Below are 15,892 nucleotides of genomic sequence, written 5' to 3'. Positions count from 1 at the left end.
ACTCGAACAGTTCGCGGCTTTTTTTGCCGGATCGCAGATCTTGGGGCTACTGACTCCGTATGCGCAGCGGTGGGTCGGGATCGTGGCGTCGGCAGGCGCTCGACACATGCCCTTACCATCGAAGACATCGTCCCATTCGCCATCAGTGCGTCGCCTCGACCGGGAATTGCGGAGAGCGATCCATGGATGGCTCGCGGCGACGAGTCAGTCATGGGTGAACAGGGGCTGCTTGCGCGGCATGCCGTGCAGCCCATGCGAACGCCCGGCATGCTTCGCCGGGCCGGCCCGGGCCGCACTAGCGGCACGGGCTGACCGAGCCGCGGATTAGTCCCCTGGACGGGGCGATGCAGCTTCCGAAGCCGAAGAAACCAAGCCGTTGCTGTCCACTCGGAGGAGAGCCGAACTCGAAAGCAGAGAAGCAGATTCGCTGAGCCCGGAATTGCAGCGGTGGATCGGGCTGCGGTTGCTCTTCCCTCGATCAGGGCATCCTGCCCTGACTCGGGCGCACGCCATCCATGGCGTGCTCGACGCAGCCTCCGCCCGACCCTCCACTGCCGCGAGCGTTGGTATTTCGGCGTCGGAAGGCGCTCGACGCATGTTCCTCCATCGAAGACATCGGCCCACCCGCCATCAGAGCGTCGCCCTGGCCGGGGATTGCGGAGAGCGGGCCATGGATGGCCCGCGGCGGCGAGTCAGCCATGGGTGAGCAGGGGCTTTTTGCGCGGCACTGCCGCGCAGCCCATGCGAACGCCCGGCGTGCTTCGCCGGGCCGGACCCGTCAGCACTAGCGGCACGGGCTGACCGAGCCGAGGAGTAATCCCTGGACGGGGCGATGCGGCTTCCGAAGCCGGCCAAGCCAAGCCCTTGTCCTCAACTCTGAGAGAACAGAGCCCAAAAGCAGATTCGTTGAACCCGGAATTGCAGCGGCATGTCCGGCTGCGGCTGCTCTTCCCTCGATCAGGGCGTCCTGCCCTGACTCGGGTGCTACGCATCCATGGTGTGCTTGGCGCCGCCTCCGCCCGACCCGCCACTGCCGCGAGCGTCATGATTGCGACGTTGATAGGCAGAGCCCTTCTGATCGCTCCTCGCACACACAAGACAGTACAGGCTCCTCACATCCGAGCCGCCAGTCGCTAGCTCCGCGCGCGCGCCCACTGCGCCAGCAGTACCGCCGTGGCTGCCGCGACGTTGAGGCTTTCGACAGCGCCGCTGCCGGGAATCGACAGCCTGAGGTCACAAGCTTCCGCGAGCTCGCTGCCCATGCCATCGGACTCCGCACCCAGCACATAGACCAGCCGCTGCGGCAAGGCCGTCGCGAACAGATCATCGCCGCCCGACACCAGCGTCGCCGCCAGCAGGAAGCCAGCGTCGCGCAACTGCGCCGCCGCGGCCGCCGTCTTACCCAGGCGTACGAGTGGCAGCGCTTCAGCACCGCCCTCCGCCACACGCGCCGCCGCGCCCGACAATGCCAGCGTCGCGCCCTCCGGCAACAACACGCCCGCGATGCCAAAATGCGCCGCCGAGCGCAGGATCGCCCCGAAATTGTGCGGATTGCCTACCCCATCCAGCCACAGCAGACATTGCGGTCCTGCAGGCAGCGACGGCAGCCATTGCGCCAGCGACGGATCGGACGCACGCAACACGTCCGCGACCACCCCTTCGTGATGACTGCTGGCGGCAAGCTTGCGCAGGTCGTCTTCCTCGACGACGCGGTAGCCGATCCGATGCGCGACGCACCACTGGACCAACGGCTGCAGTTGATGGATCCGCGATTGCAGCAGATAGAGCTTGCGGATCGCATCGGGCCTCGCACGGAAGACCGCATCGACCGCATTCAGGCCGTATATGCGCAACTCGTTGCCATTGGACGCGCGCGCCGCCGGGCGTGACGCCGGATCGGCCGCACGTCCCCGCACCTCGTCTGCATCGCGCGACGTGCGCGACGGCTCACGCGGATAACGCGAGTCACGTGGCTCAGGACGTGGCACCGTACCAGCCTCACCCTCCCGGCGCGCGCGACCGCCCCAGGGCGAATCGCGTCCAGGCCCTACGGGCGGGCGGTTTGTCATCATCGGCTCCGGTTACGCCAGAAATCGGCATTGGGGATGCCCAGCTTATCGGGATCGAAGACCGGGTCCAGTCCCAGCTTCTTCTGCGTCTCGTAATCGCGCAACGCAAGCATCGCCGGCTTCTGCAGGATCAGGATCGCCACGATATTCAGCCAGGCCATCAACCCGACCCCGATGTCGCCCAGCGTCCATGCCATCTCGGCACTGCGCACCGCGCCGAAGATCACCATGCCCAGGATCGCGACGCGCAACAGCAGCACCGTCAGCGGACGCGACTTGTGGCCGTTGAGATAGGTCAGGTTGGTCTCGGCCATGTAGTAGTAGGCCATGATCGTCGTGAACGCGAAGAAGAACAGTGCCACCGCGACGAACACCGCCCCCCAGCCCGGCAGCACCGATTCGATGCCGTGCTGTGCGAAACCCGCGCCGGCCTCGACGCCCGGCAAGGCCTGGTGCAGCATCGCGCCATCAGGGCCGACGACGTTGTACATGCCGGTCGCCAGGATCAGGAACGCCGTCGCCGTGCAGACCAGCATCGTGTCGAAATAGATCGCGAACGCCTGCACGTAACCCTGCTTGGCCGGGTGCGAGACCTCCGCCGCGGCCGCCGCATGCGGACCAGTGCCCTGCCCGGCCTCGTTGGCATAGATGCCGCGCTTGACGCCCCATTCGACCGCCAGTCCCAGCATCGCGCCGAATCCGGCATGCACGCCGAACGCACTGCTGAAGATGATGCGGAACATCTCCGGCACGAAATCGTAGTTCAGCACCATCACCACAACGGCCGTCAGGATGTAGGCCATCGCCATGAACGGAACCACGATCTCGGCAAACGTCGCGATGCGCTTGACGCCGCCGAAGATGATGACCGCCAGCATCGCTGCGACGGTGATGCCGATGCCGAGCTTCAGGGCGGTGCGCGCCTCCATGCCCAGCCATTGGCCGTCGAGGTTGCCGCAGACACCGCCGACGCAGGCATTGGCGATGCTGTCGGCGATCGCATTGGCCTGTACGCCCGGCATCAGCAGGCCCGCGGCGATCAGGGTCGCGAAGGCGAATGCCAGCGCGTACCACTTCAGCCCCATCGCCTTCTCGATGTAGTAGGCGGGACCACCGCGGTAGCGACCTTCGGCATCCTTCTCTTTATAGATCTGCGCCAGCGTGGATTCGACGTACGACGTGGATGCGCCAAGGAAGCCCATAACCCACATCCAGAAGATCGCACCCGGACCACCGAACGCGATCGCGGTGGCCACGCCGGCGATGTTGCCGATGCCGATCCGGCCGGCCATCGACATCGCCAGCGCCTGGAACGACGACACACCGGCATCCGAGCTCTGCCCGGTGAAGGTCAACCGCACCATCTCGACAAAGCCGCGGACCTGCATGAAGCGCGTGCGCAGCGTGAACCAGACGCCCGCACCCAGGCACAGGGCGATCAGGGCCTTGCTCCAGATGATGCCGTTCAACCAGACGAAGAATGCTTCCACAGGCGATCGCCTCCCGGTGACATAGGAATGAAAAGGCAGGCGACGCCGCCCGCAGCGGTGGTCACAAGATAACCGCATTTTTTGCTGCCTGCGACTTCAGCTGTCCAGGAATGCGCCCGCCCGCGCGCGCGCAGGCGTGCGAGTGGCACCCATATCGACGCGCCTGCGCCGCTGCGCTGCCGCCAAACCCGCGTCAATCTAACGCGTCGGCGTCAATCGGACGCGCTGGAGTCCCCTGCGCTCGTGCGCGCGAACAGGCGCAGATCGTGCGTACGACCATGCTTGAACACCGCCGAACGCATCACGCCTTCCTCGACGAAACCGTTGCGCAACAATACCTGCGCCGAACCGATGTTGAAGTCGAACACCGTCGCCTGCAGGCGATGCAACCGTAGCGCAGCGATGACCCACGGCGCATAGACCGCCACGGCGCATGTCATCACCCCGCGTCCCCAGTGGGCCTGCCCCAGCCAGTAGCCCAGCTCGGCCGAGCGGGCGCGTTCGCCGGTGCCACAGCGCGCGCCGATGCCGCCACAGGCCTGGCCATCGATCTCGATCGCGAAGACCGGCTCGCCGAGATCAACCACATGTCCCGACAGGAAAGCTTCGCCGTCCGCCCGCGTGTACGGCGTCGGGAAGCGGCTGCTGAGTCCGCGTTCGACCGCAGGATCATCGGCATGCCGGACCAGCGCATCGAGGTCGTCGACACGCCATGGCCGCAGCACGAAGCCATCACCGGCTAGACGCACGTCGCCCCAGCGCGCGGCCTCAGGCATGGCCGCTGACCGGCGGCGTGCGAGCTTCGAGTTCTTCGAGCTTGCGCGCCAGTGCATCGGGCGAACGCGTGAACGGCGCCAGCAGCGCATAGAACGCCGGCACGACGAACAACGACAGCAGCGTCGAGAACGCGACACCGAAGATGATCACCACGCCGATCGTCGCGCGGCTGGCGGAGCCGGGACCTCCGGCCAACACCAAGGGCACCGCGCCCATGATCGTGGCCGCCGCGGTCATCAGGATCGGACGCAGACGGACCGCCGAGGACTCGGCGATCGCCTCGCGCACGCTGCGGCCTTCATCGCGCAACTGGTTGGCGAACTCGACGATCAGGATGCCGTTCTTCGCCGCCAGACCGATCAGCATCACGATGCCGATCTGGCTGAACAGATTCAGCGTGCCGCCGGTCGCCCACAGACCCAGCAATGCGCCGAGCACGGCCAGCGGCACCGTCAGCATGATCACCAGCGGATGGATGAAGCTCTCGAACTGCGCCGCCAGCACCAGGTAGACGATCAGCAACGCCATGCCGAAGGTCAGCAGCACCGCGCCGCCGGCTTCCTGGTACTCGCGGGACTCGCCCTTCCAGTCGATCTGCGCGTAGTCGGGGAGCTCCTCGGAGGCCACCTGGCGCGTCCACGCCAGTGCCTCACCCATCGTGTAGCCGGGGGCCAGGCCACCGCTGATGGTGATCGCGCGCAGGCGGTTGAAGCGGTTGAACGAACCCGGCTCGGCGATCTCGGTCAGTGTGACCAGGTTGGCCAGCGGGATCAGCTGGTTGCCGCTGCCACGCACATAGGTGCCGGCAAGGTCGGTCGGCGACATGCGATTGTCGCGACCGGCCTGCAGCATCACTTCGTATTCCTCGCCGTTGTCGACGAAGGTGGTGACGCGACGCGAGCCCATCATCGTCTCCAGCGTGCGCCCGATCTCGGTCACCGAAACGCCAAGGTCGGACGCGCGGTTGCGGTCGATGTTGACGCGCATCTGCGGCCGGGTTTCCTTGTAGTCGGTATCCGGATCGACGATGCCGGGGTTGTCGGCCATGCGCACCAGCATGCGGTCGCGCCACTGCGCCAGCTCGGCGTAGTCCGGGCCGCCAAGCACCAGCTGGTAACGCTGGCCGCGGCCGCCGCTGATCAGGCCGCCCGGCACGTTGGCGCGCACCTGCACGCCCGGCAAAGATGCGAAATCCTCGCGCAGGTCGCTGACCACCTGGTCGGTCGTGGTCGTGCGCTTGCCCCACTCCTCCAGGAACACGATCACGCGCCCGGTATGCATTTCCTCGGTCGCGCCCCAGCCACGCGGCACCGCCGAGTTCGCACGCTGGATCGGCTTACCCTCCCCGACGTGCTTGAGCATCATCTTTTCGACCTGCTGCATCTGGCTGACGGTGTAGTCGTAGCCGGCGCCTTCCGGGCCGTCGACGGACACCATGAACCGGCCACGGTCCTCCGCCGGCGCCAGTTCGCTGGGAACGCGCCAGAACAGCAGCATCGTCACCGCGATGCATGCGCCCATCGCCAGCAGCACCAGCGCCGCTACCGATCGCGCGGGCAAGGCCACCAACCGGTCGATGCGCCGGCCGTAGCCGCTGCTGACGCGCGTCAGCTGGCGGTTCACCCAGGCGTTGAAGCCGGTCTCCTTGCCGTGCGGCCGGACCAGCTTGGAACACATCATCGGCGTCAACGTCAGCGCGATGAATGCCGACAGCGCGACCGCGCCGGCCAAGGCGACCGACAGTTCGCGAAAAAGGCGGCCGGTGTTGCCTTCCATGAAGCCGACCGGCAGGAACACCGCGACCAGCACGGCGGTCGTCGCGATCACCGCGAAGGCGACCTGTGCGGTGCCGCGCTTGGCGGCGACCAGCGGTGGCTCTCCAAGGTCGGCCCGTCGTTGCACGTTCTCCAGCACGATGATCGCGTCATCGACGACCAGGCCGATACACAGCACCAGGGCCAGCAGGGTCAACAGGTTGATCGAGAAGCCGAACACGTACAGCGCGATGAACGCCGCGACCAGGCACACGGGCACCGTGACCGCCGGGATCAGTGCCGCGCGCAGGCTGCCCAGGAACAGCCAGATCACCAGGAAGACCAGGCCCATCGCCTCCAGCAGCGTCCAGTAGACGCGGTTGATCGAGGCATCGATGAAGATCGTGCTGTCGAACGCAACGAAGATCTCGGTGCCTTCGGGCAGGGTCTGCTGGATGCGCGCGGCCTCCGCCTTTGCGGCATGCGCCACGTCGAGCGCATTCGCGATCGAGGTGCGCACGATGCCCAGGCCGACGTTGGGGACGGAGTTGCTGCGCATGTAGGAGCGGCGCTCCTCCGGTCCCAGCTCGACCTTGGCGACATCTCCGAGGCGGACGATATAACCGTCGTTGCCCTTGACCAGCGGGATCTGCGCGAACTGCTCGGGATGCTGGTAGCCGCGCTCGACACGCAGCGTGAAGTCCCGCGATTCCGACTCGATCCGGCCCGCAGGCAGTTCCACGTTCTCGTTGCGCAGCGCGTTCTCGATGTCGCTGGCGGTGACGCTGCGCGCGGCCATCGCGTCGCGGTCCAGCCAGATGCGCATCGCGTAACGCTGCCCGCCGCTGAGCTGGACGCGCGCGACGCCATCGAGCGAGGACAGCCGGTCGACGATGTAGCGGTCGGCGAAGTCGGTCAACTCCATCGTGTCCATCGTCGACGAACGCATGTTGAGCCACATGATGGCTTCGGCGTCGGCTTCGACCTTCTGGATCTCGGGTGCGCGCGCCTCCTCCGGCATGCGGTCCATGACCCGGCTGATGGCATCGCGGACGTCGTTGGCCGCGGCCTCGACGTCACGATTGAGGTTGAACTCGATGGTCACGTCGGAACGGCCGTTCCGGCTCTGCGACTCGATCGTCTTGATGCCCTCGATGCCCGCCAGCGCATCCTCGAGGATCTGCGTGATCCGGGTCTCGGCGACCGACGCGGAGGCGCCCGGATAGGCGACCTGCACCGACACGATCGGCGGATCGATGTTGGGCAGTTCGCGCAGCGTGAGGCGCGTGAACGCCATGATGCCCAGTACCACCAGCAACAGGCTGATGACGAGGGCGAAGACCGGCCGCTTGATCGACAGATCTGAAAGTTTCATCCGCTCAGCCCCGCCCGCTGCTGGCCGCGGCCGCAGACGCCGGGGTCGCGACCCCAGCCGGCGCTTCCTTGACCGTCAGGCCGGCACGGAGTTTGCCGGTGCCGTCGATGACGATGCGGTCGCCGTCCTGCACGCCACCGATGATCTCGGCACTGCCTGCGCGCCGCTCGCCCACGGCGACGGTCACGCGCTCGACCGTGTTGTCGGCCTTGACGCGCCAGATGAAGGTATCGCGACCGACCTGCACGACCGCCAGCTCCGGCACCACCAGGGCCTGTCGCTCGGGGCGCTGCAGCACGACCTGCAGCAGCATGCCAGGACGCAGGCGATGTTCGGCATTGGGGAAGTCACCGCGGACCACTACCGAGCGCGTGGCTTCGTCGACGCGCGCATCGATGACCGAGACTTCGCCTTCGAAGGTGACATCGGGCCATGCGACGCTGCTGCCCGACAGTGCCTGTCCCGTGGCCAGGTGCGCGAGTTGGGATTCGGGGACCGGGAAGTCGACATAGACGCGCGAGATGTCGTCGAGCGAGACGATCACCGTTCCCGGCGTGATCAGCGAACCCTGGCTGATCTGGCGGATGCCGAGCACGCCTGCGAACGGCGCGCGGATCACACGGTCGCCGATGTCGGCGCGCATCTGCTCGACCCGTGCCTTGCTGGATTCGTACAGCGCACGCTGGGTGTCGAGGGTCGAGCGCGAGATCAGCTGCTGCTCGACCAGCTCCAGGTTGCGCTTGTGCGCCTGCGCGGCTTCACGCGCGGTCGCCTCGGCGGCCTCGAGCGCGGCCTGCTGCTGGTTGCCCGACAGGGTCACCAGCGTTGCGCCGGCCTTGACCTGGTCGCCGCTCTCGAAATTGACCCGCTGTACCACTTCGCTGACCTTCGCGGTCACCGTGATCGACTCGCGGGCCTTGACGGTGCCCAGCGCCGAAATGGTGTCGTTCCACGGACGCTCGGAAAGCACTGCCGTGGTGACGACGATGTCCCCGCCCATGCCGCTGGCCGCACCCTGCTCGGACTTGCTGCACGCCGCCGCCACGAGGCAGCACAGCCCCGCGATCAGGAACTTCGAAGACGGTCGGAAGGAACGCTGGAATCGCATTGCGGGCACGGCCTGGGAGGAGGGAAACCCCGCGATTCTAGCCGCAGTGCGTGACGCGTACGTGTGCCATCAGATAGGGGCATTGGTGCGTCCGGCGTGTCAACCGAAGCGTTTCCCGCGCGTTACGTTCACCTCGCCTCAGGTGCTTTCACCTGAATTGGCGCTCATCCGATCCGTGGGATCCTCTCCTGCTGATGACCGGGGAGAATATCGCCGATGCGCTCCCGACCTTGTTATGGTCACGGCCAGGCCGGGCCCGCCACAGCGCCTGCCGGAGCACCCGATGAGGCCATGCCCCGTCCTGCTTGATGCATCCCCCGCATGATGCATCCGAGGGGCCAGCTCCGTATGCTGCGGCCATGCCCCTTCCCGCCCCCGCGCCGTTGCGCTGCAGCCAGCCCCTGCTGTGGCTGCTGTGCCTGCTGCTCGGCGGCTGCGTCACTGCGCCGCAGCTGCCCGCCCCGACGCGCCCGCCGAATGACGTCCGCAGCGAGATCGTGCGCCGCATCCCGGCGAGCACGCCCGATCGCGCCGGCTGGGCCGCCGACATCCAGACATCGTTCGCGGCCCAGCGCATCGACCCGAGCCTGGAGAACATCTGTGCGGTCCTGGCCGTCACCGAGCAGGAATCGGGCTACCAGGCCGATCCGGCGGTCGCGGACCTGCCACGGATCGCGCGCGCCGAGATCGACCGCCGCGCTGCGGCCCTGCATGTCCCGAAGCTGCTGGTCGATGCCGCGCTCGCGGTCCGTTCACCCGACGGCCGCAGCTATGCGCAGCGCCTGCAGCGCGTGCGCACCGAACGCGAGTTGAGCCAGCTGTACGAAGACCTGATCGGCAGCGTGCCGCTGGGCAGGCGGCTGTTCGCCGACCTCAATCCGGTGCAGACCGGTGGACCCATGCAGGTCGGCATCGCCTTCGCGCAAGCGAACGCCGAAGGCTACCCATGGCCGGTCGACGGCAACCTCCGCAACGAGGTCTTCAGCCGGCGGGGCGGCATGTACTTCGGCATCTCACACCTGCTGGGCTACCGCACGCCCTATACGCGCAAGGTGCACCGTTTCGCCGACTACAACGCCGGCCGCTATGCCAGCCGCAATGCCGCCTTCCAGAACGCGGTCAGCCTCGCCAGCGGATGGCCGCTGGCGCTCGATGGCGACCTGCTGGTGCCCGGCGCTCCGCTCGACAAACCCGGCCAGACCGAGCGTGCATTACGGACGCTGGCGGGCGACCTGCGCCTGGGCGATCGCGAGATCCGCAACGCCCTGGAGCGCGGCCACCAGCTGGAGTTCGACGACACCGAGCTGCAGGCACGCCTGTACGCACTGGCCGAAGCGCGCGCCGGAAAACCGTTGCCGCGCGCGATGATCCCCGGCATCAAGCTGGAGAGCCCGAAGATCACCCGCGACCTGACGACGGCGTGGTTCGCCACCCGCGTCGACGAGCGCTATCGGCGCTGCCTGCAACGGTGAGCGGCACGCGCCCGCCGATCCAAACACCTGACGCAAGCAAAATCAGCCATTCATGGCCCTCTTTCCGCAGTCTCCGGCAGGACGATGCCCGGTGTCGGATGGGCGGATGTCTTCGATGGTTAGAGCGTAAGAGCTGAAGACCTGCCGACGCCGCAACCGTGGCGCTCGCGGCAGTGGCGGGTCGGGTGGAGGTTGCGCCAAGCACGCCATGGATGGCGTGCGCCTGAGTCAGGGCAGGATGCCCTGACCGAGGGAAGAGCAGCCGCAGCCCGGCACGCCACTGCAAGTCCGGGTTCAACGAATCTGCTTTTGAGCTCTGTTTTTCTCGGAGTTGAGGGCAAAGGCTTGGCTCGGTCGGCTTCGGAAGCCGCATCGCCCCATCCAGGGATTACTCCTCGGCTCGGTCAGCCCGTGCCGCTAGTGCTGCCCGGTCCGCCCCGGCGAAGCACGCCGGGCGTTCGCATGGGCTGCGCGGCAGTGCCGCGCAAAAAGCCCCTGCTCACCCATGGCTGACTCGCCGCCGCGGGCCATCCATGGCCCGCTCTCCGCAATCCCCGGCCAAGGCGACGCTCTGAGGGCGAATGGGCCGATGTCTTCGACGGCGAGGACGCGCTCGACCTGCCAACGCCGCAATCCTGAAACTCGCGGCAGTGGCGAGTCGGGCGGAGGTTGCGCCGAGCACGCCATGGATGGCGTGCGCCTGAGTCAGGGCAGGATGCCCTGACCGAGGGAGGAGCAGCCGCAGCCCGCGACCGCTGCAGGGCGATCAGAAGGGATCAGCCTGCCGCTCTCCGATACCGTAAAAAAACGCCGCCCCAAGGGCAGCGTTCTTCCTTTCAGCGCGAAGTCCGGCGGATCAACCGCACCCGCTCCTTCACGGAACCTGCGCTCAGCGACCCTTGGTCCACTGGCCCAGTGCCGCCAGGCCGTTGTCGCGGGCACGCGAGAACACCGTGGCCTGCGCCTTGGCGACATTGCCGACCAGGTCCTGCGACCACAGCTTCAGCGCCGCCGACTGCATCGCGCGGCCGTACGAGAACGACAGCGGCCACGGATTCGGGCCGAGGCGGTTCATCGCATCCAGGTGCGCGGTCGACTCTTCGTCGCCCTGTCCGCCCGACAGGAACACGACGCCGGGCAGGATCGCCGGCACGGTGGTCTTCAGGCACATCAGGGTCGATTCGGCCACTTCCTCGACGCTGGCCTTCTCACCGCTGGCCTTGCCCGGGATGACCATCGAGGCCTTCAGGATCGTGCCTTCCAGCGCGACGTTCTGGTTGTACAGCGCGTCGAACAGCGAACGCAGCGTGACCTCGGTGACCTCGTAGCAGGCCTCGATGTCGTGGCTGCCGTCCATCAGCACTTCCGGCTCCACCATCGGCACCAGACCCTGTTCCTGGCACAGCGCGGCGTAGCGTGCGAGCGCATGCGCATTGGCTTCGATGCAGGTGCCCGACGGGATGTCGTCGCCGATGTTGATGACCGCGCGCCACTTGGCGAAACGGGCACCGAGCTTGTAGTACTCCTCCAGGCGCGCACGCAGGCCGTCGAGGCCTTCGGTGACGACTTCGCCCGGGAAACCGGCCAGCGCATGGGTGCCCTTGTCGACCTTGATGCCCGGGATGATCCCGTTGTCGGCCATGTACCTGGTGAACGGCACGCCGGACTTGGTCGACTGGCGGATCGTCTCGTCGTACAGGATCGCGCCGCTGACGTACTGGCCGAGGTTCGGCGTGGTCAGCAGCAGCTCGCGGTAGGCGCGACGGTTTTCCTCGTTGTTCGGAATGCCCACGCCCTCGAACCGCTTGGCGATGGTGGCATTGGACTCATCAATCGCGATGATGCCCTTGCCCGGGGCAACCATGGCCAGGGCGGTTTCGGCAAGCTGTTCGATGCTCATGTCTTGTATTGGACCGGCGCGGAGAAAAGAGTGGCAATTATAGCCCCTTCCGCCGGACCGGCCCGGCAGCCGGGGCAGGTCCTGTCTCCGTTGCCGGATAGCCTACGTTGGGCCCTGTGAGCTGTCAGCGGGTGTTGCGTGGCGCAGCGCCTGACTGGCCGTCAGGTCAAGCCGCGCGGCGCCGGATGGCGGCTCACAGGGCCTAACCCGAAGGGCCGGCCGCGTGCGCGCCCGCTGCCGCGTCATCGCTCGGTCGTGGACGGACGTCCACTCCCTCGCTCTTCCTTGCCGCGCACACCCACGCGAGCGGCGCAGGCTATCCGGCAATGAAGACAGGGCCTAGAGCTCGCCCAGCCCCTCGGCGCGGCCGTCGGCGCCGATCTGCAGCAGCCGCAGCGTGTTGGTGGCGCCATGGGTCTCCATGTGCTCGCCGCTGGTGAAGACGACCCGGTCGCCCGGCTCCAGCAGGCCGGCCTCGACCAGCTTGCGGATGCTGCCGCGAGCCGCCTCGCGCGGGGTCTGGCCGCGGCTGTCGTAGTCCATCGGGAACACGTCGCGCATCATCGCCATGCGCCGCCGCGAACCATCGTGGCGGGCGAAGGCATAGATCGGCGCGCTGGAGCGGAAGCGCGACAGGAAGCGCGCGGTGCCGCCGGACTCGGTCATCGCGACGATCGCGCGCACGCCGATGTGCTCGGTCAGGAACATCGTCGCCATCGCGATCGCCTGGTCGGCGCGCGCCAGGTTGCGCTGGGCCTTTTCGAAATCGGTGTCGTGCGCGAACTGGCGCTCGGCGCCGATGCACACGCGCGCCATCGCCTCGACCGAACGCAGCGGGAAATTGCCGGCCGCGGTTTCGGCCGACAGCATCACTGCATCGGTGCCGTCGATGACGGCATTGGCGACGTCGAGCACCTCGGCGCGGGTCGGGATCGGGCTGTCGACCATCGATTGCAGCATCTGCGTGGCGGTGATCACCACCTTGCTGCGTGCCAGCGACTCGCGGATGATCTTTTTCTGCAGGCCCGGCAGTTCGGCATCGCCGATCTCGACGCCAAGATCGCCGCGCGCGACCATCACCACGTCGCTGGCGTCGATGACCTCGGCCAGGTTCTCGATCGCTTCGGCACGCTCGACCTTGGACACCATCGCCGCATCGCAACCATGCGAGCGCGCGATCGCACGCGCTTCGTTCATGTCGGCGGCGTTGCGGCAGAACGACACCGCGATGAAGTCGACACCGATCTCGGCCGCAACCGCGATCAGTTCACGATCGCGTTCGGTCAGCGCGCCCAGCGACAGGCCACCACCGAGTTTGTTGAGCCCCTTGCGGTTGGACAGCACGCTGTCGTTGAGCACGCTGGTGACGATGCGTTCGCCTTCGATGCGGTCGACCTGCAACTGCACCATGCCGTCGTCGAGCATCAGCACGTCGCCCGGCGACAGGTCGCCCGGCAGGCCGAGGTAGCTGACGCCGACTTCATGCTGCGTCCCCAGCGGCGCGTCCGCGCTGGCCAGCAGGTCGAACCGGTCGCCGGTGCGCAGCGCCACCTTGCCTTCGGCGAACTTCTCGACACGGATCTTCGGACCCGGCAGGTCGGCGAGGATGCCCACTTCCTTGCCCACCCGCTGCGCGGCTTCACGCACGGCCTGCGCGCGCGCGATCTGGTCGGATGGATCGCCATGGGAGAAGTTCAGCCGCACCACGTCGACCCCCGCGCGCAGGATGGCATCGAGCACGCCGGGCGCGTCGGTCGCGGGCCCCAGGGTGGCAAGGATTCGGGTACGACGACGGTGTTCGGACATTGCGGACGATCCCTCCCGGGGATGGACGATGGGCGTGGGTGCTACGGCGCAGCGACAGGTGGAAACACCTGTGCATGCTGGACTGTGGCTATCCTAGCCTACCGCGCCGATGGATGAGCACGATGTCCCGGGACATGAACCTGACGCTGTTGCAGTTGCCGGGATTCCCGTTGCTGCAGTCACGCAGGCTGCGCCTGCGCGCGCCCGACGCGGGCGACGCCGATGCGGTATTCGCGCTGTTTTCGGCATCCGAAGTGATGCGTTACTGGCGTGCACCGGCGATGACGCGGCGCGACCAGGCCGTCGCCAGGATCGACGAGATCCTGGCGCAGTTCGAACGCAGGGACATGATCAACTGGGTGATTGCCACGCGTGCCGAAGACCGGGTCGTCGGCACGCTGAGCCTGCATGGTTTCGATGCCCGCCGTCGTCGCGTGGACATCGGTTATTCATTGCATCCCGGATATTGGCGACAGGGACTGGCGACCGAAGCCACGACCCTGGCACTCGACTGGACCTGCAGGACGCTCGATGTCGAACGCATCCAGGCCGACATCGATCCCGGCAACGCGCGCTCGCGGCAATTGCTGCTGCGCCAGGGCTTCAGCAGCGAGGGCCTCCGCGACCGCGCCATCACCGGCAACGACAACGGCGAACCCGAGGCCGAGATCTTCGGACTGATCGCAACGGACTGGCGGCAGCGCGCCAGTCGTTGAGCCGGACTGACGTCAGGCAGCGCGACATCAGGCCACTGGACATCAGGTTACTCAAACCAGGCAGCCGACGCCGCTGGCGTCAGCCAGCGCGCGCCTGCAATGCCGCCACGGCCGGCAGCACCTTGCCTTCCAGGAATTCCAGGAACGCGCCGCCGCCGGTGGAGATGTAGCTGATGTCATCGGCGATGTCGTACTTGTCCACGGCCGCCAGCGTGTCGCCGCCACCGGCGATCGAGAACGCCGGCGATGCCGCGATCGCGCGCGCCAGCGTCTCGGTGCCCTTGCCGAACGCGTCGAACTCGAACACGCCGACCGGACCGTTCCAGACCACGGTCCCGGCCTTGGCGATCAGCTCGGCGTAGCGCACTGCGGTCTCCGGGCCGATGTCCAGGATCAGGTCGTCCGCGGCCACCCCATCGACCGGCTTGACCGTCGCCACCGCATCGGCGCTGAACCTGTCGGCCACGACGACGTCGCTCGGAATCGGGATGTCGGCGCCGCGCGACCTGGCTTCGTCGATGATCGCGTTCGCGGTGCCCAGCAGGTCGGCTTCGTACAGTGACTTGCCGACGGCATGTCCCTGCGCGGCGATGAAGGTGTTGGCAATGCCGCCACCGACGATCAACTGGTCGACCTTGCCGACCAGCGACGACAGCAGTTCCAGCTTCGTCGACACCTTGCTGCCGGCGACGATCGCCAGCAGCGGGCGCGCCGGCTTGTCCAGCGCCTTGGCCAGGGCATCGAGTTCAGCCATCAGCAGTGGGCCGCCGGCCGCGACGGGCACATGCCGGATCACGCCATGGGTCGACGCCTGGGCGCGATGCGCGGTGCCGAAGGCGTCCATGACGAAGACATCGCACAAGGCTGCGTACTTCTTCGACAACGCCTCGTCATCCTTGCCCTCGCCGACATTCATGCGGCAGTTTTCCAGCAGCACGATCTGCCCGGGGGCGACATCGACGCCATCGACCCAGTCGCGCACCAGCGGCACGTCGACGCCGAGCAGTGCCGACAACCGCGCGGCCACCGGCGCCAGCGAATTCTCCTGGCTCCACTCGCCCTCCTTCGGACGCCCCAGGTGCGAGGTCACCATCACCGCAGCCCCTTGCGCAAGCGCGTGACGCAACGTCGGCAGGGACGCGGTGATGCGCTGCTCGGAGGTGATTTCTCCACCCTCGATGGGGACATTGAGATCCTGCCGGATCAACACGCGCTTGCCGGACAGGTCGAGATCGGTCATACGGACGATGGACATCGGGTTACTCGCAGGAAGTCATGGGAAAAGGGGGCCATGCGCGTCGAAGGCAGCCATGCCGACACCGCGCTGGCGGCCAGGCCGGGAAGACCCGACCCGCAACAGGCCGGTATTGTCGGGTGTCGCCATGGGCGGGGCAAATGCGCAGCCGTCGAGGCGAGGCCCGGGCC

Annotated in this window: 10 protein-coding genes; 2 read left to right on the top strand and 8 right to left on the bottom strand. The window is 67.2% G+C overall.

Annotated features, from left to right (window positions below; all coding sequences use genetic code 11):
• Window positions 1-1,133 precede the first annotated feature (1,133 nt).
• From ACYX7E_RS07460 to ACYX7E_RS07440, 5 genes are all read right to left on the bottom strand, one after another.
• The gene (locus tag ACYX7E_RS07460) at window positions 1,134-2,069 is read right to left on the bottom strand and encodes a TrmH family RNA methyltransferase (protein WP_462079942.1); all 936 of its coding nucleotides are present in this window, start codon (window positions 2,067-2,069) and stop codon (window positions 1,134-1,136) included.
• A complete protein-coding gene (locus ACYX7E_RS07455) occupies window positions 2,069-3,559 on the bottom strand; it encodes an alanine/glycine:cation symporter family protein (RefSeq protein ID WP_462079941.1) in 1,491 nt (496 codons plus the stop codon). Before ACYX7E_RS07455 ends, ACYX7E_RS07460 begins: the two co-directional genes overlap by 1 nt.
• Before the next feature lie 212 nt (window positions 3,560-3,771).
• On the bottom strand, window positions 3,772-4,335 hold the full coding sequence (locus ACYX7E_RS07450) for a GNAT family N-acetyltransferase (protein WP_462079940.1): 564 nt from the start codon (window positions 4,333-4,335) through the stop codon (window positions 3,772-3,774).
• On the bottom strand, window positions 4,328-7,465 hold the full coding sequence (locus tag ACYX7E_RS07445; protein WP_462079939.1) for an efflux RND transporter permease subunit: 3,138 nt from the start codon (window positions 7,463-7,465) through the stop codon (window positions 4,328-4,330). Before ACYX7E_RS07445 ends, ACYX7E_RS07450 begins: the two co-directional genes overlap by 8 nt.
• A 4-nt stretch (window positions 7,466-7,469) precedes the next feature.
• A complete protein-coding gene (locus ACYX7E_RS07440) occupies window positions 7,470-8,573 on the bottom strand; it encodes an efflux RND transporter periplasmic adaptor subunit (protein ID WP_462080245.1) in 1,104 nt (367 codons plus the stop codon).
• Between the two features lie 359 nt (window positions 8,574-8,932).
• On the opposite strand from ACYX7E_RS07440, the gene ACYX7E_RS07435 reads away from it, so the two are divergent.
• Entirely contained in the window at window positions 8,933-10,045 is a 1,113-nt protein-coding gene (locus ACYX7E_RS07435) for a DUF1615 domain-containing protein (RefSeq protein WP_462079938.1), read from the top strand.
• 889 nt (window positions 10,046-10,934) lie between these two features.
• Here ACYX7E_RS07435 and ACYX7E_RS07430 read toward each other — a convergent pair.
• A complete protein-coding gene (locus ACYX7E_RS07430; RefSeq protein ID WP_462079937.1) occupies window positions 10,935-11,945 on the bottom strand; it encodes a class I fructose-bisphosphate aldolase in 1,011 nt (336 codons plus the stop codon).
• Between the two features lie 339 nt (window positions 11,946-12,284).
• Window positions 12,285-13,751 (bottom strand): pyruvate kinase, encoded by a 1,467-nt coding sequence (pyk, locus tag ACYX7E_RS07425; protein ID WP_462079936.1) that lies wholly within the window; start codon window positions 13,749-13,751, stop codon window positions 12,285-12,287.
• 122 nt (window positions 13,752-13,873) lie between these two features.
• Between pyk and ACYX7E_RS07420 the strand changes: the two genes are divergently transcribed.
• Complete coding sequence (locus tag ACYX7E_RS07420) at window positions 13,874-14,467, top strand: GNAT family N-acetyltransferase (RefSeq protein WP_462079935.1); 594 nt, start codon at window positions 13,874-13,876, stop codon at window positions 14,465-14,467.
• Between the two features lie 79 nt (window positions 14,468-14,546).
• On the opposite strand, the gene ACYX7E_RS07415 is transcribed toward ACYX7E_RS07420, so the two are convergent.
• Window positions 14,547-15,722 (bottom strand): phosphoglycerate kinase, encoded by a 1,176-nt coding sequence (locus ACYX7E_RS07415; RefSeq protein ID WP_462079934.1) that lies wholly within the window; start codon window positions 15,720-15,722, stop codon window positions 14,547-14,549.
• Window positions 15,723-15,892 lie beyond the last annotated feature (170 nt).

This window comes from Luteimonas sp. RIT-PG2_3, from assembly GCF_054902115.1.
This window is presented reverse-complemented; position numbering and strand designations above follow the sequence as displayed.